The sequence below is a fragment of the Shewanella chilikensis genome (assembly GCF_002836945.1).
GTDB lineage: Bacteria > Pseudomonadota > Gammaproteobacteria > Enterobacterales > Shewanellaceae > Shewanella > Shewanella chilikensis.
This window is the reverse complement of record NZ_NIJM01000015.1, coordinates 29,524-53,730: the sequence shown is the minus strand read 5'-3', so window position 1 is coordinate 53,730 and position 24,207 is coordinate 29,524. Positions and strand designations below refer to the sequence as shown.

25 protein-coding genes are annotated in these 24,207 nt (G+C 54.6%); 13 read left to right on the top strand and 12 right to left on the bottom strand.

Going from position 1 to position 24,207, the window contains the following annotated elements; translation table 11 throughout:
- Positions 1-17 precede the first annotated feature (17 nt).
- Entirely contained in the window at positions 18-341 is a 324-nt protein-coding gene (locus tag CX651_RS07770; RefSeq protein ID WP_146226005.1) for a hypothetical protein, read from the bottom strand.
- 157 nt (positions 342-498) lie between these two features.
- On the opposite strand from CX651_RS07770, the gene CX651_RS07765 reads away from it, so the two are divergent.
- Entirely contained in the window at positions 499-819 is a 321-nt protein-coding gene (locus CX651_RS07765; protein ID WP_101055297.1) for a rhodanese-like domain-containing protein, read from the top strand.
- A 243-nt stretch (positions 820-1,062) separates the two neighbouring features.
- On the opposite strand, the gene CX651_RS07755 is transcribed toward CX651_RS07765, so the two are convergent.
- The 5 genes from CX651_RS07755 to CX651_RS07735 all read right to left on the bottom strand — a co-directional run bounded on the left by CX651_RS07755 (position 1,063) and on the right by CX651_RS07735 (position 4,589).
- On the bottom strand, positions 1,063-1,656 hold the full coding sequence (locus CX651_RS07755; protein WP_101055293.1) for an FMN-dependent NADH-azoreductase: 594 nt from the start codon (positions 1,654-1,656) through the stop codon (positions 1,063-1,065).
- A gap of 196 nt (positions 1,657-1,852) precedes the next feature.
- Positions 1,853-2,323, bottom strand: a complete 471-nt coding sequence (locus tag CX651_RS07750; RefSeq protein ID WP_101055361.1) for a thioesterase domain-containing protein — start codon at positions 2,321-2,323, stop codon at positions 1,853-1,855.
- A gap of 1 nt (position 2,324) precedes the next feature.
- Entirely contained in the window at positions 2,325-2,762 is a 438-nt protein-coding gene (gene dtd / locus CX651_RS07745) for a D-aminoacyl-tRNA deacylase (RefSeq protein WP_028780049.1), read from the bottom strand.
- Positions 2,759-3,751, bottom strand: a complete 993-nt coding sequence (locus tag CX651_RS07740; RefSeq protein WP_226565261.1) for an alpha/beta fold hydrolase — start codon at positions 3,749-3,751, stop codon at positions 2,759-2,761. Before CX651_RS07740 ends, dtd begins: the two co-directional genes overlap by 4 nt.
- Complete coding sequence (locus tag CX651_RS07735; protein WP_226565259.1) at positions 3,702-4,589, bottom strand: virulence factor BrkB family protein; 888 nt, start codon at positions 4,587-4,589, stop codon at positions 3,702-3,704. The genes CX651_RS07740 and CX651_RS07735 overlap by 50 nt, the downstream gene beginning before the upstream one ends.
- Positions 4,590-4,771: 182 nt before the next feature.
- Between CX651_RS07735 and CX651_RS07730 the strand changes: the two genes are divergently transcribed.
- The 7 genes from CX651_RS07730 (at position 4,772) to CX651_RS07700 (ending at position 11,601) form a co-directional block, all read left to right on the top strand.
- Entirely contained in the window at positions 4,772-4,990 is a 219-nt protein-coding gene (locus CX651_RS07730; protein WP_028780047.1) for a hypothetical protein, read from the top strand.
- A gap of 20 nt (positions 4,991-5,010) precedes the next feature.
- Complete coding sequence (locus tag CX651_RS07725) at positions 5,011-5,661, top strand: DUF2959 domain-containing protein (protein ID WP_039034687.1); 651 nt, start codon at positions 5,011-5,013, stop codon at positions 5,659-5,661.
- A gap of 182 nt (positions 5,662-5,843) precedes the next feature.
- Entirely contained in the window at positions 5,844-7,058 is a 1,215-nt protein-coding gene (locus CX651_RS07720) for a 4Fe-4S binding protein (protein ID WP_101055355.1), read from the top strand.
- A gap of 153 nt (positions 7,059-7,211) precedes the next feature.
- Positions 7,212-8,264, top strand: a complete 1,053-nt coding sequence (locus tag CX651_RS07715; protein ID WP_101055291.1) for an XdhC family protein — start codon at positions 7,212-7,214, stop codon at positions 8,262-8,264.
- Positions 8,261-8,905: an NTP transferase domain-containing protein gene (locus CX651_RS07710; protein WP_101055289.1), complete on the top strand. Its 645-nt coding sequence runs from the start codon at positions 8,261-8,263 to the stop codon at positions 8,903-8,905. The genes CX651_RS07715 and CX651_RS07710 overlap by 4 nt, the downstream gene beginning before the upstream one ends.
- Positions 8,906-8,908: 3 nt before the next feature.
- Positions 8,909-9,364, top strand: coding sequence for a (2Fe-2S)-binding protein (locus CX651_RS07705; protein ID WP_101055287.1), 456 nt, complete (start codon positions 8,909-8,911; stop codon positions 9,362-9,364).
- Positions 9,361-11,601, top strand: coding sequence for a xanthine dehydrogenase family protein molybdopterin-binding subunit (locus CX651_RS07700; protein WP_101055285.1), 2,241 nt, complete (start codon positions 9,361-9,363; stop codon positions 11,599-11,601). The genes CX651_RS07705 and CX651_RS07700 overlap by 4 nt, the downstream gene beginning before the upstream one ends.
- A gap of 165 nt (positions 11,602-11,766) precedes the next feature.
- On the opposite strand, the gene CX651_RS07695 is transcribed toward CX651_RS07700, so the two are convergent.
- From CX651_RS07695 to CX651_RS07685, 3 genes are read right to left on the bottom strand one after another with little or no spacing between them, the layout of a single operon-like run.
- The gene (locus CX651_RS07695) at positions 11,767-12,828 is read right to left on the bottom strand and encodes a zinc-binding dehydrogenase (RefSeq protein ID WP_101055283.1); all 1,062 of its coding nucleotides are present in this window, start codon (positions 12,826-12,828) and stop codon (positions 11,767-11,769) included.
- Positions 12,829-12,837: 9 nt separating this feature from the next.
- A complete protein-coding gene (locus CX651_RS07690) occupies positions 12,838-13,344 on the bottom strand; it encodes a 2,4'-dihydroxyacetophenone dioxygenase family protein (RefSeq protein ID WP_101055281.1) in 507 nt (168 codons plus the stop codon).
- A 43-nt stretch (positions 13,345-13,387) separates the two neighbouring features.
- The gene (locus CX651_RS07685) at positions 13,388-14,152 is read right to left on the bottom strand and encodes an SDR family NAD(P)-dependent oxidoreductase (RefSeq protein WP_101055279.1); all 765 of its coding nucleotides are present in this window, start codon (positions 14,150-14,152) and stop codon (positions 13,388-13,390) included.
- Between the two features lie 138 nt (positions 14,153-14,290).
- Here CX651_RS07685 and CX651_RS07680 point away from each other — a divergent pair, with 138 nt between their 5' ends.
- Positions 14,291-15,295 (top strand): helix-turn-helix domain-containing protein, encoded by a 1,005-nt coding sequence (locus CX651_RS07680; protein ID WP_101055277.1) that lies wholly within the window; start codon positions 14,291-14,293, stop codon positions 15,293-15,295.
- 83 nt (positions 15,296-15,378) lie between these two features.
- Here CX651_RS07680 and typA read toward each other — a convergent pair whose 3' ends face one another.
- On the bottom strand, positions 15,379-17,190 hold the full coding sequence (gene typA / locus CX651_RS07675; protein ID WP_101055275.1) for a translational GTPase TypA: 1,812 nt from the start codon (positions 17,188-17,190) through the stop codon (positions 15,379-15,381).
- A 457-nt stretch (positions 17,191-17,647) separates the two neighbouring features.
- Here typA and glnA point away from each other — a divergent pair, with 457 nt between their 5' ends.
- Positions 17,648-19,057 carry a glutamate--ammonia ligase gene (glnA, locus tag CX651_RS07670; protein ID WP_101055273.1) on the top strand — a complete coding sequence of 470 codons (1,410 nt, stop codon included), beginning with the start codon at positions 17,648-17,650 and terminating at the stop codon, positions 19,055-19,057.
- A 104-nt stretch (positions 19,058-19,161) separates the two neighbouring features.
- Here the strand turns inward: glnA and CX651_RS07665 are convergent, their stop codons facing one another.
- On the bottom strand, positions 19,162-19,659 hold the full coding sequence (locus tag CX651_RS07665; protein WP_101055271.1) for a hypothetical protein: 498 nt from the start codon (positions 19,657-19,659) through the stop codon (positions 19,162-19,164).
- 9 nt (positions 19,660-19,668) lie between these two features.
- Positions 19,669-20,592, bottom strand: a complete 924-nt coding sequence (locus tag CX651_RS07660) for a C-GCAxxG-C-C family (seleno)protein (protein ID WP_101055269.1) — start codon at positions 20,590-20,592, stop codon at positions 19,669-19,671.
- 236 nt (positions 20,593-20,828) lie between these two features.
- On the opposite strand from CX651_RS07660, the gene CX651_RS07655 reads away from it, so the two are divergent.
- The 3 genes from CX651_RS07655 (at position 20,829) to CX651_RS07645 (ending at position 24,179) form a co-directional block, all read left to right on the top strand.
- Complete coding sequence (locus CX651_RS07655; RefSeq protein WP_101055267.1) at positions 20,829-21,875, top strand: toxin-antitoxin system YwqK family antitoxin; 1,047 nt, start codon at positions 20,829-20,831, stop codon at positions 21,873-21,875.
- Between the two features lie 123 nt (positions 21,876-21,998).
- The gene (locus CX651_RS07650; RefSeq protein WP_101055265.1) at positions 21,999-22,856 is read left to right on the top strand and encodes a DMT family transporter; all 858 of its coding nucleotides are present in this window, start codon (positions 21,999-22,001) and stop codon (positions 22,854-22,856) included.
- A gap of 90 nt (positions 22,857-22,946) precedes the next feature.
- A complete protein-coding gene (locus CX651_RS07645) occupies positions 22,947-24,179 on the top strand; it encodes a cyanate transporter (RefSeq protein WP_101055263.1) in 1,233 nt (410 codons plus the stop codon).
- The last annotated feature ends 28 nt before the right edge of the window (positions 24,180-24,207 follow it).

Sequence of the window (24,207 nt, the reverse complement as noted above, 5' to 3'; positions counted from 1 at the left end):
GCACTGCTGGCCTCTTTTCAGGCCGCCTTGTCGTCGCGGCAGCGCCCCATGATATCCAGGATCTGTGTAGTCGAAGCCGCCAAGGCTTCGACGCAGTGGTCGTCCAGTTTGCCGGCGGCCAATTGGCTGAGCACCGGGCTGTCGGACATGGGATATTCATAGCCCACTATGGCCTGGCCCCGGTGAATGCTGTTGATAAAGGTTTTTAGCAGCCCGGTCGACTCGTGATACAGGGCGCAGGCGATACGATCCACCCAAGGGTAGCTGAGCTGTAGATGTTCGTGAATGCGCTCCAGGCGCTCAGAAGCGTTGCGGCCCTGCAACCAGAGGGATGATGGCATATTCTTGTCCATACACTATTTTCAAATCATTTCCTTTTCCAAAGGATAGAACAAAAAACAGCCCTGACGAGAAAACGACCAGCATTCAGGCCATTGCATTTTTAACTTCATAAGATTAATCTTATTAAAAAATTTCTAATTGATAGAGAGTCTGAAAATGCAAACCAATGTCACGCCACCAGATGGCCGCCTGAACCCAGAGCAATGCCATGAGATGATCGCCAAGGGAGTTCGGGTACTGGATGTCCGCTCGGCCGTCGAATACGCCGAAGGGCACCTGCCACAGGCGGTGAATGTGCCGCTGGATACCCTGGATACCTGGCTCAAGCAACAACCGAATAAGCAGGAACCCTTTGTGCTCTATTGCGGCGCCGGCATGCGCGCCCAGAAGGGCTGCGACATTCTGCGGGCTAACGGCTTTGATTGCGTACTCAACGGCGGCGCCTTCAAGGAGCTGGTCTGCGGCCAGCCTGAGTAACCAAAATGACAAGCAAGCCCGGGCGATTTCAGATAAGCCAACATCGCGGTCAAGCCTCTGCGCAGGTGCGTTATCGTGAGCAGTGGCCCGCCGAAGGGGTTAATGCCGCTTGTCCCCTTTGCAGCAAAGCGCTCGAGCCGGACAAGCCGTCACAAAAAAGCCCCGGGGAGCCACCTCCGGGGCAGTAGAACAAAATCAGTCAAGCAACTGGCGTTCAGATTGATGGTGGAAGAGATGTTTGCCTCAGGCAGAGATGGCCGCCAGCGAAGATTTGGCTGCTGAAATACCTTTGGCGTTGGCGTCCGGGCCCATGTTCAGCGCTTCACCGTAGACGGTTTCCACTTCGGTAATTCCAATAAAGCCCAGCACGGTTTTCAGATAAGGCACCACATGATCTGTGGTCGAGTCTTTATGGACCCCACCTCGGGTAGTGATCACTACCGCGCGCTTACCAGTGATAAGACCCACAGGGCCATTTTCTGTGTAACTGAAACTCACACCGGCGCGGGCAATCAGGTCAATCCAGTTTTTCAACTGGGTCGGAATACCAAAGTTATACATGGGCGCAGCTATTACTAGTGTGTCGTGATCTTTCAGTTCCTGGATCAGCTCATCAGACAAGGCCAACGCCTGTTGCTGGCGCTCGCTCAGCTGTTCGCCGCCGCGCAGGCCGGTGGCAATTTCACCATCCAGTACCGGCAGAGGCTCGGCCGCCAGATCCCTGACCGTGATGCTGGAACCCTGCTCCTGCCAATGCTTGACCAGGTGGTCGACCAAGAGACCGGACTGAGAGTAACCACCCAGGATGCTGGATTTCAAAACTAATACTTTGCTCATGATATTGCTCCGCTTCGATTCAGGAATTTGTTTGAGTCAGAGCTTTTGCTCCAATCTATGCTGAGCAGTTTACTGATGGATAAAATAGAAAAAAAGCGGAGAAAATTTGATATTATATTCGATTTTTTAGAAAGGAAAGGCTGTTATCCAGGGCTTACAAGGTTAAAACCGAACCTGTAAGCCTAGGTAATCCCAGCTAGGACAGGGCCGCCTCTTGCTTGGGCTGGCTGACGTAAACCCCCAAGAAAGAAGCACAGCAAAGGCCGTGACTCCAGAGTTCCACCTCCAGCCTGACTTTGCCCCTGCGCCCTTCACTCAAAGGCGTCAGTGACACGCCCGGCCAGCTGACTCTGGCCTCGATCAACTCGCCGGGATTGGCAGTCACCGGCGCCCGATAACGGATCTCGGCCTGGGCCAGCACTATATCACCACTCACTCCGGCCCGCTGCTGTTGCAGCCAGAGCATGCCCCAGCCACACAGAGTGCACAGGGTATAGATACTGCCGGCAAACATGGTCTGATGCAGATTGATATTGGGCGGTAGCGGTGCACCGACACGAAATTCTGTGCCATCAAAAGCCAGTGGCCGGATCCCCATAAAGGCACTGACGGGGATGGTGCCATGCCAGGTGTTTTCCAGTTGCTTAAGCAGTGATGGCTCAGACATATCAAACACTCAGATTAAAGGTCACTGGCCCGTCGTTCAGCAGTTCCACCTGCATATCGGCAGCGAAGCGGCCGGTTTCTGTGGTCACCCCCTTGCTGCGGCAAAATGCCACAAAGGCTTCATAGAGCTCTTCGGCCTGAGCCGGACTGGCACCACCCGAGAAACTGGGACGCAGACCGCGGCTGGTATCGGCCGCCAGGGTAAATTGCGACACCACCAACAACTGCCCGCCGACCTGAGTCAGATTGAGGTTCATCTTGCCGTTGTCATCGCTGAACACCCGGTAATTCATCACCTTGGTGGCCAACTTTTCCATCGCCGCCATATCATCCTGGCGTTCAACGCCCAGCAACACCAACAAACCTTTATCTATGGCGCCGGTCACTTCATCGGCAACTGTTACCTTGGCACGGCTGACTCTCTGTATCAGGGCGATCAATCCTGACTCCTTAATTCTGTTTCACAAGAGGCCGCAGTGTCGCCCATAGCACACAGGGCTGCAACCACGGCGTGACGCATTTTATCATCCACCAGCGAGTGATGACCTCCGGCCACCAGCTGCAACTCGACCGGGCGGATCTGGCGCGCAAGCTGAGCCTGCAGCAAGTGAGTTGGACAGACCCAGTCATTTTCCCCCTGCAGCAAGCAGGTCTGTTTCGGCCAGTTATTGAGCCCTGCGTCAAATAGACTCATGGCTTCGAAATAGTGATGGCGGGCATAGTGAAGTTCGATTCTGGCCATATTGCTGTCCCTAGGCGCCCTTGGCGGTGGCAACAGCACCCCGGGTAAAGACAGATGTTGCTCCCAGCGCAGCCAACTGCGGACATAATCCTGGGCATTGAGGCAAGTAAATCCCTTGGCATAGCTTTCCAGCAGCGCCGCAGTGCTGCGCTCACTCCTGGATAGCCAGCGGGAAAAACCATGATAGTCCACCGGGAAACGGCTGGCGGCGCCAGCAGCACCATAGAGCCAATCGCGGCCCTCGGCAGAGGGGATAAAGCTGCCCCAATATGTCTGGGCTATGACCCGCTCAGGGAATAAACCGCCGTACACCAGCCCCAAGGTTGCCCCGAATGAGCCCCCTGCCAGACACCAGCGCGGCAACCGCAGCGCCTCCCTGACCGACTCGAGATCATCGAGCAGGCCCTGGAAGTGATTCTGCGCCAGGCCTTTCTCGGAGCGCGATAAGCCGGCGCCCCTCTGATCCAGAAACAACAAGCGAAAGCGGCGCAGATCAAACAGCGCCAACTCTTCAAGGTTGCAACCGGCGCCGGGCCCGCCGTGCAGATACAGCAGCGGGATGCCTTCCGGGTTGCCGAATTGCGCCAGATACAGGCGGTGGCCGTCACCCACCTCCAGCCAGTCGCGGGCAAACGGATTATGCCGATCCGGGTTCATCATCCAGCGGCTCCAATGGGGCGTCACCATCGAGGAATTCCGGCAAAGAAGCGGTGATCTCGGCTCCCATCAGGACAATCATCCAGGACAGATAGACCCAGACAAACAGTATCGGAATCGTCGCTAAGGCGCCGTAAATCGCCTCGTAGCTGGGGAAGTGAGTCACATACAGGGCAAAACCTTTCTTGCCCGCCTCAAACAGCAAGGCAGCCACTATGGCCCCGAGCAGGGCATGCAGCAGCTTCACCTTTTGATTGGGGACCACAGTGTAAAGCAGCAGGAAGGCCGCGACAGAAAACAGAAATGGCAAACGCGCGACAAAGAAACTACCTACACCATAAGTATCGGCTTCGTTGAATATCTTCAGCGATACCAAGTAGGAGGTGGCCGCCAGGCTGGCCCCCATCAGCACTGGGCCCAGCGTCAGGATCATCCAGTACATGGAAAAAGACACGACAGTCTGGCGTTTTTCTTTGGTGCGCCAGATATAGTTCAGCGCCTTGTCGATGGCGGAGATCAGCAAAATGGCCACCACCACCAGGGCGCCGATACCGACGGCCGTGCCCTTGGAGGCGTTGCCGACAAACTCGTTGATATAGACCTGAACCGTATCGCCTGCGGCCGGCAGAAAGTTTTGATAAATAAAGTTTTCTATCAGTTGCCGCACCCCCTTGAAGACAGGGAAAGCCGACAGCATAGACATGGTAACGGCCACCATGGGCACCAGCGACAATAGGGTCACATAGGCCAGATGACCGGCTCGGATATTGATTTGATCGTCCTGCAATCTCTGTTTCAAGTGCAGCAGGAAGTGCCAGCAGCCTTTCATAAACAAACTGAAATTGCGGGTATCTATCTTGTTGCTCACGGTTTTCTCTTGATCCTCTGGGTCTAGTGTCGCTATCTTCGTACAATAATGCCCGGATTACAAAGTGTGATGCTGCCACTGCAGCAGGGCAAAGGAAGCCGGGAATGACGCCAGCGCTATGCATAGGCATGCGCCGAGGCCCGTCGTTCAGCGCTTCTTCCACAATTTAAAGGAGAGAGTTAATGTCACAACAAGGATCGGCGGGCAATGTGATTGCCGCGCTGGCAAGCGTATTTTTCCCGGGTTTGGGGCAGTTGGTTCAGGGGCGGATCCTGGCCGCACTGATCTTCTTTCTGGTAACAGTCACAGGTTACGCCCTCTGGTGGTTGGTAGTTCCTGCTATCATAGGTGCCATCGCCCATCTCTGGTGCATCATAGATGCCGCCAAATACAAAGCATAAATAGACAAAAGAGAAAGCTTATGAACAAGATCCTCACCACCGCCCTGGTCAGCCTGGGATTGCTGCTGGGTGGTTGCCAAAGTGCCTATTACGGTGCCATGGAAAAGGTTGGCTATCACAAACGTGACATCATGGTCGACCGGGTCAAAGACGCCAAAGAATCGCAACAGGAAGCGCAGGAGCAGTTCAGTTCGGCACTGGAAGAGATGCAGGCACTGCTGAACCATGACGGTGGCGATCTGGAAAAGGCTTACAACAAGGCCAAAGACGAATATGAGTCGGCCCAGGAAGCCGCCGACGATGTCAGCAACCGAATCAACAAGGTGGAAGATGTGGCCGAAGCCCTGTTTGATGAGTGGCAAGGGGAAATCGGTGAGATCAGCAAGGCCAGCCTGCGCAGTAAGAGCCAGGCCAAGCTGAAAGAGACCCGCCGCTCCTACGAGCAACTGATCCGCAGCATGCGCCGAGCCGAGAGCAAGATGCCTCCTATCCTGACCTCAATGAAAGACAACATGCTCTACCTCAAGCACAACCTCAACGCCCAGACCATAGGGGCCATCAAGGGGGAGTTTGCCAGTCTGCAGAGCGATATATCCGGCCTTATCAAAGAGATGAATAAATCCATCGATGAGTCCAACCGCTTTATCGCAGCAATGGAGTCGGGTAACTGACCGCCAAACCATAGAGATAGCCCCGCACCGCGGGGCTTTTTTTCAGCTGTGAGCCAGTGCACGAATTTCTCCATCTGCGAATGTAAACTTGGATCTGCTGCACACTTCCTTTTTTGACTCAAGAACTTGTGCCCTTATTTGAGTTCACAATAGGCAGTCCTTTGATGCTGGCCTATATTCTCATGACACTGACCGAATCGCTCACCCTCATGCTGGCACTCCTCTATGGTGTCAGCCAACTCTGGTGGAGCGGCCGCCGTTTCGGCGCCGGCCTCACTTTGCTGCTGATTTTAACCGCGCTGCTGATTAGCAGCAGCCCCATGTTACTGCTGGCCACGCTGACAGCCGTTGGTAGCCTGGTATTGCTGCAGCAACTGCGCCCCGGCTTGCTGCAATCCGAGCCCAGGATCAATAACCTGCGCAGCGGCTGCCAGCACCTGTTGGCGCTGTCCCTGTTTCTGGTCGCGATTCAGTACACCATCAACAGCCTGATGCTCAAGGCCGGAGTCACGCCCTGGATTGGGCGCCCGGATGTGGTGGATGCGTTTCTGCCCATTGCCGGCGGTATAGAACTCAAGGCGATAGCCACCCTGGGACTCTGGGATCAAACCCACCCGGCGGCGGCCGTGATGCTGGCGGTGGTGTTGTTGACCGGACTGCTGTGCAAGCGGGCCTTCTGTGGCTGGGCCTGCCCGCTGGGGTTGGCCGGAGAGTACCTCTATCGCCTGCGTAAACGCTTTATCAAGCGCGAATTTATGCCGCCTGCCTGGCTCGACTGGCCACTGCGTATGCTCAAGTATCTGCTGTTGGCGGCGCTGCTCTACATAGTGTTGGGCATGCCGTCTATGGGGATCCCCGGCTACCTGGAGAGTAATTATCACAAGATAGCCGATCTCAAGATGGCGCTGTTTTTCATCACTCCGGGACTCATCACCCTGGCCTGCTTTGGCCTGATCCTTGCCATTGTCGCCTGGCGCCGTCAGGGATTTTGCCGTTACCTCTGCCCCTATGGCGCCCTGCTGGGACTGCTGAGTTTTCTCAGCCCGCTGAAAATCCGCCGCGCCCCTGAGCATTGCCTGATAGAGTCCAAGGGGATGAAATGCGACAAGTGCACCCGCGCCTGTCCGGCCGGCATCATAGTGCATACCAAAAATACAGTGCACAGCGATGAATGCCAGGCCTGCATGCGCTGCGTGGCCGCCTGTCCCAAGAAAGCGGCGCTGGGGTTCGGCCTTAGCCGCAATCATTTCTGGTCGGCCAAGTCGGTAATGCTGCTGGTACTCGGACTGCTGTTCCTGCTGCCCTTGATAGCCTACACCTCGGGCTTCTGGGAAAGCCAAACGCCGGATGCGGTTCGGATGCAACTGCTGCAGATGATCGACTATGTAGGTCACTAAACTTAACCACTCAGGCTCGCCGACAGGCGGGCCTTTTTACTGCGCTTGTCGCCGAGTCCCACTCCCCCTCCCTGACTTGCCACACCCGACAAGATTGTTTCCCGGTGCTATTTTATGCAATGCTAACTTCTCCACCAAAAACACGGGAAGTTTATGGCGCACCATCTGCAAACCTTGCTGCAACAATGGGCTCTCAGCGCAGACGAGCCCTGGGTGCTGGTGCTGCTCACCTCGGTACAAGGCTCTTCTTATCGCAAACCCGGAGCCATGATGCTGTTTCATCCCCTGGGCCAGAGCCTGGGGATCCTCAGCGGCGGCTGTTTGGAGGCCGATCTGCGCCATCAGGCACACAAGGCCCTGACGGAACAAAGGGTGGTGGAGGTCTGTTATGACGCCCGCGATGATCAGGATGCCAGTTACCAACTGGGTTGTGGCGGCTTGGTGAACATCTGCCTGCTGCCTCTGGGGCGGGAGAATCATTTTCTGGCACTCGATGAGTTGCGCCAGGCTCTGAATGCCGGTCAATCCGGCTTCTGGCAGCTGTTGATGCCAAAAGCCGGTGAAGCGCCCGCAGCCCTTGAGGCGCGCTTTTTGCCCCTGGGTTCACCCTCAACCTATGCCGAGCCTCTGCCATTCCCCGCCAATGACTTTCGCCGCACCGGGATTTGGAGTCCAGAGACTGGGCAGAACGGGCAACAGAGCTGGTTAACCGTACCCGTGGGCCCCAAACCTGCGATTGCGATTTTCGGCGGCGGTCTGGATGCCAAACCGCTGGCGCAGATGGCTTTGCAACTGGACTGGCAGGTGAGCGTCGTCGACCCCAGAGCCGCCTACGCCCGCAGCCATGACTTTGCCGGTTGCGACATAATCAAACTCGGCGCCGACCAGCTGGATGCCGATTGGCTCAAGCGTCAGGATGGTGCCATAGTGATGCACCACAATGTCGAGCTCGACAGCGCCATTCTCAAACGGCTGCAAGTAAGCTGCCCACGCTATCTGGCGCTATTGGGGCCAACTCACAGGCGCGATAAGGTACTCAAACATGCCAGCCTTAAACTGGCAGACTTTGCCATGCCACTGGCGGCGCCCGCCGGACTGGCACTCGGCGGCGAACTCCCGGGGGCCATCGCCCTCAGCATTTTGGCCCAGTGCCACGGGGTTTTGTTTGATGCGCCCATGACTGGGCTTGAGGGCCTGATGCCATGAGGCTATTGCCTGTGTTACTGGCCGCCGGAGCATCGAGCCGCTTCGCCGCCGATGACTCAGTGCCCGGCCACGCCAAACTGGCGGCACAGGACAGCCATGGCACGCCGCTGCTGCGCCTCAGCTGGCAAGCGCTGGAGCAGATGCGCGCTCAGACAAGCCTGAAGTACCCCAAGCTTGAGCTGCTGCCGCTGCTGACCATACTCGGCGGCCACAAGGAGCAACTGCAAGCGTTGTTGCCGCCCCATGCCAGCTGCTGTTTCAATCCTCTCTGGCAGCAGGGGCTGGGGCACTCCATCGCTCTGGCCGCGGAGCAAGCCAAGGCCTGCTCCGCCGATGCCCTGCTACTGGCGCTGGCCGATCAGGTTGCGCTCACTAGCGCCGATTACCTTGAATTACTCGACTGTTGGCTGGGCAGCCAACTCAGCAGCAGCGCCTTTTACCGGGACGCCCCCGGCGCGCCTGCTATCTTTAATGCCACAGACTTCAACGCCCTTAGCCAACTGCAGGGTGACCGAGGGGCCAAGGCCCTGCTGACCGAGAAATTACAACAACAACGACTGGGCCGGATAGTGCTGCACCGCGCCGCCATAGACATAGACACGGGCGCAGATCTCAGACGCCTCAACCAGCACAAGGAGTGAACAATGTCGCAACTCAAAATCAATGGCAGACAGTTTTCGGTCGAGGCCGATCCCAACATGCCCTTGCTCTGGGCCCTCAGGGATCTCCTGGGACTGACAGGCACCAAATTCGGCTGTGGCGCCGGACTCTGCGGTGCCTGCACCATACATCTGGACGGTAAGCCCGCCAGAGCCTGCCTCACCAGTCTCAAAAGTGCCGAGGGCAAGAACATCACCACCATAGAAGGCCTGGATAATCCGGCGCTGAAAGCCGCCTGGAGCAAACACAAGGTTCCCCAGTGCGGTTACTGTCAGACAGGGCAACTCATGTCTGCCGCGGCGCTCTTGAGTGAAACGCCCACCCCCAGTGACCAACAGATAGACGATGCCATGTCCGGCAATATCTGCCGCTGCGGCACCTATACCCGGATCCGCAGCGCCATCAAGGATGTCGCCGTCAAAGGGGGGCAGAGCTCATGAGCCGGTTTACCGCAGTGGAAAACTTCAGCCGTCGCGATGTGCTGAAACTCTTTGGCGCCAGTGGCGGCGCCTTGATGCTTGGCAGCAGCGCCCTGGGCTGGAGCCCCATGAGCCTGGCGCAGGACAAGCTGCAACCTTTGAATCTGTTTATCGCCGTCGGTGAAGACGACAAGGTCTACCTCACCTGCCATCGCTCGGAAATGGGCCAGGGCATACGAACAGGCATACCTCAGGTGCTGGCCGATGAACTGGAAGCCGACTGGGACAAAGTCGTGGTGGTGCAGGGCCTGGCCGACAAGCGTTACGGCAGCCAGAATACAGATGGCAGTCGCAGCATACGTAAACACTACGACAGAATGCGGCAGATGGGTGCCATGGCGCGCACCATGTTGGAACAGGCTGCCGCCGAACATTGGCAAGTGCCGGTCGCAGAAGTCAGCGCCAAGGCTCACAGAGTGACTCACAAGGCGTCCGACCGCTCCCTGAGCTATGGCGAACTGGCACTGGCGGCGTCCAAGCTGCCGCTTCCGGATGAGAGCCAACTCAGGCTCAAACCCAGAGAAGAATTCACCCAGATAGGTCAGTCACGCACCATAGTGGATATGGATGCCATGTTGGATGGCAGCGCTATCTATGGTCAGGATATACGTCTGGAAGGCATGCTCTATGCCGCGATTGCCCGGCCGCCTGTGCTCGGCAGCCAAGCGGCGAGTGTCGATGATAAAAAGGCCCGCGCCTTCCCCGGTGTTGTGGATATTATCAGCCTGCCCGCTCCTAAAGGGGCACCGGCCTTCCAGCCGCTTGGCGGTGTGGCTGTGCTGGCCAACAATAGCTGGAGCGCCCTTGAAGGCCGCAAGGTACTGACGATTCAGTGGCAGCAAAGCCCCAACGACAAGCACGACTCCCAGGCGTTTATCGCCACCCTGAAACAGCGAGTACGGCAGAGTGGCAAAGTCAGGCGTGAGCTGGGCCAGCCTCCCGCAAGCTGGCCCGAAGAGCGAACGCTCAGCGCCGATTACACTGTGCCCTATCTGGCTCACGCCATGATGGAGCCGCCGGCGGCCACCGCCAGAGTCAGCAAGGATGGCTGTGAAATTTGGGCCTGCAGCCAAACGCCCCAGAGTACCCAGCAGAATGTGGCGGCCGCTTTGGGGCTGAAGGAGGAGCAGGTCAAGGTGCATGTCACCCTGCTGGGCGGCGGCTTTGGCCGCAAGTCCAAGCCGGACTTCAGCGTCGAAGCGGCGCTGCTTTCCAAACGCAGCGGCAAGCCGGTGAAGGTGTTCTGGAGCCGGGAAGATGAGCTGCAAAACGGCTATCTGCACGCCATCAGCGCCCAGCATTATCAGGCACTGCTCAGTGATAATGGCAAGGTGGAGGCTCTGTTGTCGCGCACCGCCTTCCCTTCCATCAGTTCCACCTTTGCCGAAGGCGTGGATGAACCCTCGGACGGCGAACTGGATTTGGGCTTTATCGACTTGCCGTTTCAGTTGCCGTCGCTGCGCTGCGAAACCGCCAAGGCCGAGGCTCACACCCGCATAGGCTGGCTGCGCTCAGTGTGCAACATTCAGCATGCCTTCGGCATTGGCAGCTTTGTCGACGAACTGGCGCTGCGCACCGGCCAGAGTTGCCCGGCCATGTGGCGGCAGCTTCTGGGGCAACCCAGAGTGGAGAACTTTGCCGATCAGGGCTTCAAATACGGTAACTATGGCGAAGAACTCAGCCGTCATCCTGTGGATGTCGCTCGTTATCTGACGGTCATAGACGCCGCCGAAAAACGTATGGCGCAATCACCGGCCAAGGCGGGCGAAGGCTGGGGGTTTGCGGTGCACCGCAGCTTTGTCAGCTATGTGGCGGTCGCCATCAAGGTCAAACTGGATGGTGAGCGTTTGCAGGTGTTGCAGGCCATCTCAGTGCTGGATGCCGGCACTGTGGTTAACCCTGACAGGGTGCATTCGCAGTTGGAAGGCGCGGTCATCTTCGGCCTCAGCCTGGCGATGCTGGGCGAAATCAGCTTCAAGGATGGCAAGGTGCAACAGTCGAACTTCCACGACTATCAACTGCTGCGGTTGCCGCAATGCCCTGAGATAGAGACACAAATCATCGGCTCGACCGAAGTACCCGGCGGTGTGGGCGAACCTGGAGTGCCCCCGGTAGCACCGGCACTGACCAACGCCATAGTAGCCGCCGGCGGCAAGCGCTACCGGGATCTGCCACTGAAGCAGTATCTGCAGCTTTAACTCGTCCATAGAGTGCCGGGGAATGCCCCGGCAAGTCGAAATTGGCCAAAAATCATGATTTGCCGAGCCGGCTTGAGATTACAAGCCCCACCATGATGAAGCGTAAAATAAATAAAAAGCCGCTTTATAAGTTAGCGGCTTAATTCGAGTTAAGGTGTCGAATGATTAATTGAGCGTTTGCAACTCACCATCACGCCAAGGTTCAATCACAACTTTAATATGTGGATTCGGCTGCATAAGCTGTTTGAATGCACCCGATACGCCGTCCATCCCAACTTTACCTGTGAGCAACTTATTCCAAGGCACCCTGCTCTCGGCCAATTCCTGCAAACACTGAGCAAACTCATGTGGTTGATAGTAGTAAGAGAAGCGCATATCCAGCTCTTTCACTGTGGCGTAGGCATAGTTGATGTTCGCTTCAGCAGTGTGGATCCCCGTTACCACTATGGTCGCATTGGCCGGCGAACGCTTCACAAAACCTTCGATCAGTTTATGAATACCCACACACTCGAAAATCACCACACGATTACCCGCGGCAATTTCAGCAGCATATGCCACTTCATCTTGCTCACCCGGATTAACCCAATGAGTCGCACCGAATTCACGGGCTAATGCCAGTTTTTCGCCCTGAAGATCAGCCGCAATGATATTACGTACACCTTGTAGATGCAGCGCAGAAATGGCCGCTAAACCGATAGGCCCACAACCAACGACCAAGGCAGTATCTTCGGTGCCGACTTCACCACGATTGACGGCATGCAAGCCTACAGCCAGTGGCTCTGTCAGCGCCACAGCTTCTGGTGGGAGATGATCCGGAACTGGCAATAGCAGTGCTTCATCGAGAATAAAGTATTCTGAATACGCCCCATTAACGCCGGGAGTCACCCCTACTCCAGCACCATTTTGGCTCATCAGGATAGGCACAGAGGTGACTCGGGTGCCTAAAGCTAGGGTTTGCTGGGTTTCGGGACCAAATTCAACCACTTCAGCACAAAACTCATGTCCCAGCATCACAGGAACATGATTATCAGCCCCCTCAGGCATCATGCCTAGTTTGCGGTAAAAATCGAATACCTCGTTATAGTGGCGCGCAATATGAACATCTGAGCCACAGATACCACAGGCAAGACTGCGTACCAACACTTGGCCTGCCTGTGGCTTAGGTAATTCGACCTGTTGCAGAGTGACTTCGCCATCCTGCAACACGATTGCATTCATCAAACTCATAATGGTTTCCTATTGAGTATCGCTCATAGATGCCGGCGCACCGGGTTTAATATAACGGGGCTTGATGCCTTGTGCCTTGGCAGCAGCCAGAAGAGCCTGCTCAATCCAACCGGCATCCATGATAAACATGAAGTTACCATCGGCATCGAAGTTAACATTGACACCGGTAATCACCATCACACCATCAGCGCCTTCAGAATCGGCGGGACAATGGAAAGTGTGGATAGACCCACCCGGCTCATACAGATAGCTGCCGGCTGTTTGGGGTTGTTCCGGGTATTCGAGGTAATGCCACCGCCCCGCCAAGGTATAAAAATGCACTACACCTGTATGAAAATGCTTGGGTAAGGTGATACCCGGCTTAAACTTAGCGCGGATCACCCAAACACCATTTTCAGGGTCCAAAAATAACGGATACACATCAACGCCCGGCAGCGCATCTTTGATGATCTGCTCTTCGTTAGTATTGAGGGTTAATAAAAAATCTTGATGATTAATCACTTCCGGTAAAGCCATATTTGCCTTCCTCATGTTTTTATTGGGTTGATGGGTCGAGCTATCACTCCTTCTGCAATGGATATTTAAAATTCTCAAAACCGTCGGAAGCATGCACTGTGCAGCCGTTGATGCAATTGGCCTCGTCACTCACTAGAAACACCGCCACATCAGCTATCTCGCTCGGAAGAGTAAACTTCTGACGCATTTGTTCCTTACGAATGTGTTCCCAGAGTCCCAGTGCCTCGTATTGACGCAGCATAGGAGTATCGACACGCCCGGGAGCAATGGCGCAAACTCGAACGCCCAATGGGGCAAGCTCAAGCGCAGCGCATTTGGTCATCATATCGACGGCCGCTTTACTGACGTTGTAGGTAAAGGTCATTTCCGAGGCAATTGTCGCGTAGACAGACGAAGTATTAAGGATCACACCTTTAGTACCTTGAGCCCGGAATTGGCGTCCACCGGCCACAATGCCGTGATATACGCCTTTTTGATTCACATTGGTAACTGGGTCGAAATCACCCAAAGGATCATGTTCTAACAAGGGTTTGGCTGAGCCAATGCCGGCATTGTTTATCACAATATCAAGTTGACCAAACTGGGTAACCGCATGTAACACCATAGCTTCAACTTGTTTGTAGTCGGTCACATCGACACTAAAGGTCACCAACTTATCTGTGGGGAAATCGTTAAAGACCTTGAGCGAATCAGCTGACAGGTCTGCGGCAACGACTCTCCCTCCCTCGGCGAGTATTTTACGGACGATGGCTTGCCCTATGCCTCCTGCAGCCCCCGTCACCACTGCGGTTTTATTCAGTAAACGCATAGATGTCCTCTTTTTATATTTATTAGTTTCATTATTAAGGCAATATTAATTTAGATGATTAATTGCACATCTTCTTGACTTATTACGAATGAAATTTGATATATTGCGATTCTTATAACAAAGAGAACTAAATGCCCCATGTACCTAGTCCGTAGCGGTGCAGCTGCTCAATTTGAGCAGCTGGTCCTGGAGTTGGGTGAAAACCCCATCGAAATGATCCATCAGGCCGGATTACGTCAGGCACAGTTTCGCGATCCCAATATCTATATAGCCTATCCACGACTAGCCGAGTTATTGGAAATCGCTGCCCAAGGCTGTAAACAGCCGCTGTTCGGACTTATGCTTGCCCAACGGCAAACCTTACATGTGCTCGGTGACTTACCTATGTTGATTTCCCGCACAGCGACCGTGGCCGATGCACTTGAAAAAGTGAATGACTATCTGTACCTGCACGCCTCAGGTATCTCGCTGCAACTGCAACCACAGGGAGATATGGTACGCCTTGTCTTATCAATTAATGTTCACTGCCGTGGCATTGAACAATTGATGCAACTGAGCGTGGCACAACTGGCAATGTTTGTTTCAAGCCTGTTGAATATCAACATCAACACTATCCCCTTACATTTGTGTCAAAGTAAACCCAGCGAACTTGACCCCCAGCACTTTGCCCACTTAGTGCGCTTTCGTGAATCCTTTGATGGCGTAGTACTTAAAACTGCACAATTAACCGGGCGGAACTATCACGATGAGGGAGCACTCAACCGCCATTTTCAGTCACATCTGCAATATTTACAGAGCCGCTATCCCGACAATCTGGCCGATCAGGCAAGAGACTTAATTCACCGACTACTTCCAACCGGAGAGTGTTGTATTGAGAGGGTATCAACTGCGCTGGGGGTACACGAGCGCACGTTACAAGCAAGACTCAAGGAGACTGGGCATAACTATCGTAAATTGTTGCAAGAAGTCAGACAAAATATCGCTAAACAACAACTCAGTTATGGCACCCAAACCATTACCGAACTGGCACTACAATTAGGTTATGCCGAGGTCGCTGTTTTTAGTCGTCATTTTAAAACTTGGACGGGATTGTCCCCCAAGCAATGGCAGCAGCAATATCGCCAGGGACAAATAGAGGATTAATCTTGATAAACAAAAGCCCCGCTAAGTTAGCTTAGCGGGGCTTTTTATTCACTGTGAGGCTGTCACCTCAAGCGCAACCACTATCAACCGCGGCTGGCGCGCTTGCGGTCATTTTCAGTCAGGTGACGCTTACGGATCCGAATACTCTTAGGCGTTACTTCCACCAGTTCATCATCATCAATGAATTCCAGCGCTTGCTCCAGAGACATCTGGATATGCGGAGTCAGTACCTGAGCTTCGTCAGTACCTGAGGCGCGCATGTTGGTCAACTGCTTGCCCTTGAGGCAGTTTACTGTCAGGTCGTTGGAGCGGCTGTGAATACCCACTACCTGGCCTTCATAAACCTCGGCGGCGTGACCAATCATCAGACGACCGCGATCCTGCAGACCAAACAGAGCAAAGGTCAGTGCCTTACCGGTCGCATTGGAGATCAATACACCGTTGGTACGCTGGCCGATATCACCACCCTTATATGGACCGTAATGGTCGAAAGTGTGATACAGCAGACCCGTACCCGAGGTGGCTGTCATAAACTCGGTCTGGAAACCGATCAAGCCACGGCTTGGGATCATGAAATCGATACGTACGCGACCCTTGCCGTCAGGCTGCATGTCGCGCATATCGGCCTTACGGGTACCCAGCTTCTCGATAACGCCGCCCTGATGCTCTTCTTCCACATCCACGGTCAGTTGCTCGTATGGCTCACACTTCTCGCCGTCGATCTCTTTGATGATCACTTCAGGACGGGAAACCGCCAGCTCATAACCTTCACGACGCATGTTTTCGATCAGGATAGACAGGTGCAGTTCACCACGGCCGGATACGCGGAAACGATCCGGACTCTCGGTTTCTTCCACACGCAGGGCCACGTTGTGTACCAGCTCCTGTTGCAGACGCTCAAGGATGTTACGTGAAGTCACGTACTTACCTTCTTTACCTGCAAAAGGAGAGGTGTTGACCTGGAAGGTCATAGTCATGGTTGGTTCATCAACAGACAGAGGTGGCAGAGCCTCGGCATGACCGACGGCGCAGATGGTATCAGAAATCTTCAGCTCGCCCAGACCTGTGATGGCAACGATATCACCGGCATTGGCGCTGTCCACTTCGTGGCGATCCAGGCCCATATAGCCCAGAACCTGGCCGACTTTGCCGTTACGGGTCTTACCGTCGGCACCGACAATAGTGACCTGTTGGTTGGTCTTGACGCTACCGCGCTTGATACGACCCACACCGATAACCCCTACATAGCTGTTGTAGTCCAGCTGAGAGATCTGCATCTGGAATGGACCATCGGCATCAGCATCAGGTGGAGATACTTTTTCAACAATAGTCTGGAACAGCGGAGTCATATCTTCACTGGCTTCATCGGGATCCAAGCTGGCAAAACCGTTCAGAGCCGAGGCATACACAATAGGGAAGTCCAACTGTTCGTCGGTAGCACCCAGGTTGTCGAACAGGTCAAATACCTGATCGATAACCCAATCCGGACGAGCGCCAGGACGGTCAATCTTGTTGATAACCACAATAGGCTTAAGGCCTTGGGCAAATGCTTTCTTGGTCACGAAACGTGTCTGTGGCATTGGACCGTCCTGCGCATCAACCAGCAGCAGTACAGAGTCAACCATAGACAGAACCCGTTCTACTTCACCACCGAAGTCGGCGTGTCCTGGGGTGTCTACTATGTTAATGCGATAGTCGTTCCACTTAATGGCAGTATTCTTCGCCAGAATAGTGATCCCACGTTCTTTCTCCAGATCGTTGGAGTCCATCACCCGCTCGGTGGCTTCTCCGCGGGTTGCCAGGGTTCCTGACTGTGCCAACAGCTTGTCTACCAGGGTAGTCTTACCATGGTCAACGTGCGCTATGATGGCGATGTTACGTAAATTCTCTAACACAGTTTTGCCTCTTACGATCTCTGTTCTGTGGGATGCAGCAATATAAATTGAATGGTACAACCGCTCTATGACTGCTTGGCGATTGCCTTCCAGGCCTTATAAAACCTGGACTAGCATCATGCTGGGGAACACTATTTCCCCGGATGGTTGCTTTAAAAAGCGTGCCATTCTACTCTAGCGAGGGGCTATCGCACAGGATTATTTTTTAAACACCTATGATTATCCTACTGAATAAGCGCACGCACCATTATGGTGAGTGCACCTTTTTGGAACACAGCACGCACCATTATAGTGCAAACCCGCTTATCTCGCCAGCCCTTGATTTTACCACTCCCTTTATTTTCAATACCTTAGCATCTTGGCATGAGTTTGGCTTAATAGAAACCAACAAGGCGCCAGACGCTAAATACTAAGAGTTGACAAAGGGCACCCCCTTTACCCTACCGGAGGCTTGATAATGTCAGTCGAATCAGTTTTACAACAGCTGCAAGAGTTGGAAGTTAAGTTTGTTGATTTACGCTTTACCGATACCAAAGGTAAGGAACAGCATGTATCTATCCCGACTCATCAGGTAGATGCTGATTTCTTTGAAGACGGCAAGATGTTTGATGGTTCATCCATCGGTGGTTGGAAAGGGATCAACGAATCTGACATGGTACTGATGCCAGATCCAGACAGCTTTGTACTGGACCCATTTACCGAAGAAACCACAGCACTGATCCGCTGCGATATTCTCGAACCCGGCACTATGCAGGGGTATGAGCGTGACCCTCGCTCCATCGCCAAGAAAGCCGAAGAATACTTGCGTTCTACCGGCATTGCCGACACTGTGCTGATAGGCCCTGAGCCAGAATTCTTCCTGTTCGATGACGTGCGTTTCGGTACCGACATGAGCGGCACCTTCGTCAAGATAGATGCCAAAGAAGCGGCATGGAACTCAGGCACCAGCTATGAAGACGGCAACACAGGTCACCGTCCATTCGTTAAGGGCGGTTACTTCCCGGTAGCACCGGTAGACTCTTCACAGGATCTGCGTAGCGCCATGTGTCTGGTGCTGGAAGAGATGGGTCAAATTGTGGAAGCTCACCACCATGAGGTGGCTACTGCGGGTCAGAATGAGATCGCCACGCGCTTCAACACACTGACAAAGAAAGCAGATGAAATTCAAGAGCTTAAGTATGTAATCCACAATATGGCTCACGCCTACGGCAAGACTGCAACCTTTATGCCCAAGCCGATTGTCGGCGACAACGGCAGCGGCATGCACGTTCACCAGTCACTCTCTAAAGACGGTACTAACCTGTTTGCCGGTGACAAGTACGGCGGCCTGTCTGAAACTGCCCTGTACTATATCGGTGGTATCATCAAGCACGCCCGTGCCCTGAACGCCTTCACCAACCCAAGCACCAACTCCTACAAGCGTTTGGTGCCACATTTTGAAGCCCCCGTGATGCTGGCTTATTCTGCCCGTAACCGCTCGGCTTCTATCCGTATCCCTGTGGTGCCAAGTCCTAAGGCTCGCCGTATCGAGACCCGCTTCCCGGATCCTATGGCCAACCCATACCTGGCCTTTGCAGCACTGCTGATGGCCGGTCTGGACGGTATCCAGAACAAGATCCACCCTGGTGATGCCATGGATAAGGATCTGTACGATCTGCCGGCCGAAGAAGCAGCGGAAATCCCGACTGTGGCCGAATCTCTTGAAGTCGCCCTGGCGGCTCTGGATGCAGACCGTGAGTTCCTGACCCGCGGCGGTGTGTTCAGCGATGACTTTATCGACTCTTACCTCAAGCTGAAACAAGCCGAGGCCGAGCGTGTCAGCCGTACCACTCACCCTGTCGAATTTGAGCTGTACTACAGCCTCTAATTGCCCTGCAATCAACCGATGAGTCAAGCCATCGGATAATAAAAAAAGCGCCCCGGGAGCAATCCTGGGGCGCTACTATTTTAGGGCTCTGAAACTCAAATCATTCAGGGAGCGCTGACAAGCTCAGGAGCACTCTGAGCCTTGGCCCCGGTGAGGATCACCGCCAACTTGAGTTCACCCTCTGTCTGGTTCAGCTCTTCAAGCCCTTCTGGAGTAAAGCGATATTGGCCTTCAGTCTCCAGCGCTTCCATGGTGCCAGCACAGGTGTCGACGGTTTCACTGCATTCAAAACGTGCGCCCTTGTGCCAAGGCATGGAGAAGGCCGAGACCTGCTCAGCCGGCATCTTGAGATACATCACCACATAGTTGCTGCCGGCATCCTTGACAGGTTTACCTTCTGCCGTGGTCAGACTGAAGGTCAACGCCTGGCTTTGAGGATCCACGGCGCTCAGTGCCACCTTGAGGCTTTCGGCTTCATTGATGGACACAGACTGCTCAGGTTCTGGCTTAGGCGGAACCACAGGGTCATCATCATCGTCCAACCAATCACAACCACCCAGGCACAACAGCAAAGACGCCACTATCAAACTCTTATGTTTCATAACAGCCTCCTAGTGACAATCGCTGCAGGACGCACCTTCATGAACCCCGGTCAAACCGGCGCCAATATCATGGGCGCTGTGGCAGCTCTGACATTCCATCTGTGAATTAACATCAGCCCCTATGTAAGTATCCGGCTCCCGCTTGGTGCTGCTGTGGCAACCGCTACACTCGGCATTGCCCTCTGCCACCATTTCAGCGTCCAAGGCATTGTCCAGCGACTTATTGAGGAAGTCAGTGGTGACATAGGCAATCTCGGCCGTCAGCTGAGCGCAGCGCTCCAGCTTCGCCTGGTGACTGGAGCCATACTTGCTCGCTTTCGACCAGTGGGTCACAGAGGTGTGACAGAGAATGGAATTGGCAACCGACTGGCCTATCTTATCTGCGGTCAGTAATTCACCTGCGTTGTCTGTACGGGTCGGTGCGCCAATCGCCTTGAGGAAAGCTTCATCATTTCTCGGCATGGCTGTGTGTTCATAGTAACGGTACACGGAGCGGATCACCGCAGTGCGGTCGACCCCGCCCAGGACGTTGACCACCATGGCCGCCGCATTCAAGCAGCCACACAGGGTTCCCCAACCTGCGATACCGCCGCCACCATAGGCCGCCAGGTTAGTTGGGATAGCAGCGAATTTACAGGCATCCTCATGCCCCTTGGCCGCCAAAGCCTTCACCAAGGCATCGAAAACCCCATACATGCAACCGCCACGGCCATAACCTTCATAGGCCAGCTTGGCGACTTCCATAGGATCCAATTTCACATAGGTCAACAGCTTGGTACCCAGATCGCTGCCCCCTTCACTGCCGATCCCTATGCTGGTATCTCCGGGACAAGACTCTGCTGCCAGGGCTGTGGTCGCAATCAGCGAGCTCCCGGCGGCTACTCCAACCAAACCTACTATCTGGCCCATTGCCTGACGTCGATTCACGTTCATACTCATCACCTCTTTTTGCACTTATATTTTGTAGAATTGCAAATTAAGCAAAACTTACCCTTTATAATCAATGACTTGCAAACAAAGCCAGCTTACTCCCTCTCTTGTTGTGCAGGTGTGATCCAAAGCGGGTTTCGGTGTTAAAAAGTCAAAAAACCAGCAGTTCATCGGTAAGAGGCTTGAGCCAAGCAACAACGGCAGCGACAATGAGCCACTTCGTCAAGCAAGGATCTGCTATGAATCACAGCCTCTTTTTACTCACTCTCTTGCTGCTGGCTGGTTGTCACTCTGAGGTGCAACTGCCGATTCAGGCTGACGAACTGGAGCAAATCCACTGCCGGGAAGTAAAGGATGACAATGGCGCCCTGGGTTATTACCTCGAAAGCTGCATTGACGGATACCGAGGAGAACCTTTCAGCGGCATTGCCATTTGGGGAGCGCCGGAGCGCCCCAACTATAGCGCGGCCCAGTTCAAGAATGGCCTGCGGGACGGCTACAGCTTCAGCACATCTGCGCCGCCTGAACGTCTGTTAAGCCAAAGCGCCTGGTATAAAAATGGCAAGTTGCACGGCTGGCAGCTGAACTTTCAATACCAGCAAACCCAATTACGCAGCCGGGAGTTGTTTCAAGACGGTGAACGCCAGGAACTCTGGCTCTACGACAACCAAGGCCGACTCGACAGCTTCAAGCGTTTCGACCAGGGTAAAGTGATTGAATTCATCTCCTACGAGCAGGGGCGGGAGCGGATGAAACAGTTCAAGCGGGACGGCGAGAAACTCACCGTCTGGAAAAGCTATTTTCCCGATGGTTCATTAAAGAGCTTCAGTGAACATCTGGATGAAGAAAATCTCAGAAAACTCAAGGAACAAGGCTACTACGCCAACGGCCGACTCAAGTTGGACTATCTGTTCGATCGCCTGCAACGCACCGCAGTGCAGCACACCTTCTGGCGCAATGGCCAGCGCCAGTCCGAGCAACACTATGGTTTCTTTCCCTCAATAGCCGCCGACGGCATCTGGCTCAGTTATTGTGAGACCAATGGCGCCTTGAGCAAACGTACTCCGTTCCGCCGAGGCGCCAAGCAGGGTGAGGAGCAACTCTTTCACTGCAATGGCCAGTTGCAGGTGAGCAAACGTTTCGACCAGGACAAGCTCATACCACAGACCCTGAACTACTTTGATGAGCAGGGGCGCAACTATCTGCAGGAAGAGATAGGCGCGAACGGCAAGGTACTGCATACCCGTGTCTATGATGAACAGGGTAAACTGACCTACCAAGATTGACATAATATTCAATCAGTTGGATTTATCATCCAAAGATAATAAAGCTCTTTTTCAAATGCGGCTTGCTTATCCAGGCACTGAACTTTAAAATATCTTCACATCAAGATACTTTAAGAAAAGAAGATGCCCTACCTAATTGCACTCCTCGCTCCCGTCTTCTGGGGAACCACCTATGCCCTGGTCAGCCTGTACCTACAGGATATGTCCCCTTTCTGGGTCGCCGTCTGGCGCGCACTACCGGCCGGGATCCTGTTATTGCTGCTGCGCCCCAAACTGCCTTCGCTCGCTTGGAGCAAAATACTCTTGCTGGCATTTTGTAATATCGGCGCTTTCTTCGCCCTGCTGTTTATGGGCGCCTACCGCCTTCCCGGCGCCGTGGCCGGCACACTAGGGGCCACACTGCCACTGATGTTTCTACTGCTGGCCTGGCTGCTCGATGGCCAAAGGCCGGCACTGAAGTGGACCTTGCTGGCACTGCTGGGACTGAGTGGAGTGATGTTATTGCTCAATCCTTCGGCCAATCTGGATCTGATTGGTGTGCTCTGCGCCCTGAGTGCCACTCTGTTGGTAGCCCAATCATCCCGCTGGATGCAACGCTGGCAAACCGGCGATCTTCTGGTATTGACCGCCTGGCAGCTGTTGCTCGGTGGCTTGATGCTGATCCCGCTGGCCTGGACAGTGGCCGGGGCTCCCACACTGCCCGAGCCCAAGACCTGGCCCGCCATCGCTTGGCTGGCCTTCTTCAGCACGGCGCTGAGCTACTGGGCCTGGATCTGGTCCATCAAACATCTGGGACCGCAAATCATGGGCATGATGGCCTTGATCAACCCTGTGGTGGCCGTCTCGCTCGGGGTGTTTTTGGTCGGCGAACAGCTGGACAGCTATCAATGGCTGGGGATCGGCCTGATCATGTCATCGCTGTTGCTGATGAAACTTCCTGTCCCGGCTATCTGGTATCGCTTGCGCCCCAGCCGGCGCTGACACTCACCTGACATAAGAACCTTGTTTGGCCCCTGAAAAAGGGGCCAAGGGTTCGGCTTAACTGAATTTGGCAAAATAAGGAAATGGACTATGAGCTCATCAAAATGGCAGCCTGTGTGGCTGATCCTGACCTTAATTATTCTCGGCCTCAACCTGCGTCCCAGTATGGCGGCCATAGGCCCACTGCTGGAGGCTATCCGGGCTTCCTTGCCCCTCAGTTACAGTTCCTTGGCACTGCTGACCATGCTGCCCGTAATGACCATGGGAGTCGCTATGTTTATCGGTGCCAAGCTGGCCGCCAGACTGGGAGAGCGCCAAACCCTGCTACTGTCGCTGCTACTTATTGGTTTGGCCAACCTGGCTCGGCTCTGGGCCGGCAGCGGCCTGCAGCTACTACTGACCGCAATCATTGCCGGCTTAGGTATCGCCCTTATTCAGGCACTGCTGCCCGGAATGATCAAGCGCAGCTATAGCCAGCATATTGAGCGTTATATGGGGATTTACGTAACCGCCATCATGGGTGGAGCGGCCCTGGCTGCAGCCATTAGCCCTTGGCTTGAACACAGGTTTGGTCATTGGCAGTCGGCGCTGGCCTTCTGGGCTCTGTTGAGTCTGCCGGCGATGCTATTTTGGTTCTGGGGCAAACACGGCCTGCAACCCCTGGGCTTCAACAAGGCAGCAGCAAAGAAGACTTCAGGAAAACCGGGAGTTAGCCCAAATGTGGGCATAGGCAGCTTTAGCCGCATTCCCAGGGCCTGGCTGCTGGGGCTTTTCTTTGGCCTGAGCACAGCATCCTATACCTGTGTGCTCGCTTGGTTGGCGCCCTTCTTCATTGACTTGGGCTGGCAAGCCACTCAGGCAGGGCTATTGCTGGCATTTCTGACGCTGATGGAAGTGGTCGCAGGCCTGTTGCTGCCGACGCTTGCGGCCCGCAGCCATGACAGAAGGCCACTGCTATTGCTGCTGCTCCTGTCTACGATTGGCGGTTTTATCGGGCTGGCTTTGATGCCTCTGGCCCAGCCCTGGTTATGGGCTGCGCTGCTGGGAATAGGCATTGGTGGCCTCTTCCCCTTGAGTCTGATTGTCACTTTGGACCACCTGGACGACTACAGCCAGGCGGGACAACTGACCGCCTTTGTTCAGGGGATAGGTTACCTGCTGGCATCCCTGTCGCCTCTGCTGGCGGGTTATCTCAAGGACAGCTCCAGCAGCTTCACGCTTTCCTGGTTGCTGCTCGCGGCTGTGTCTCTGGGCATGCTGGCCATTGCCTGGCGCTTTGATCCCAAGCGCCACAGTCAGCACTTCGCCCTGTTGGCCCACTGAATCGATTTGCCGGGTGGAAAATTGTTAT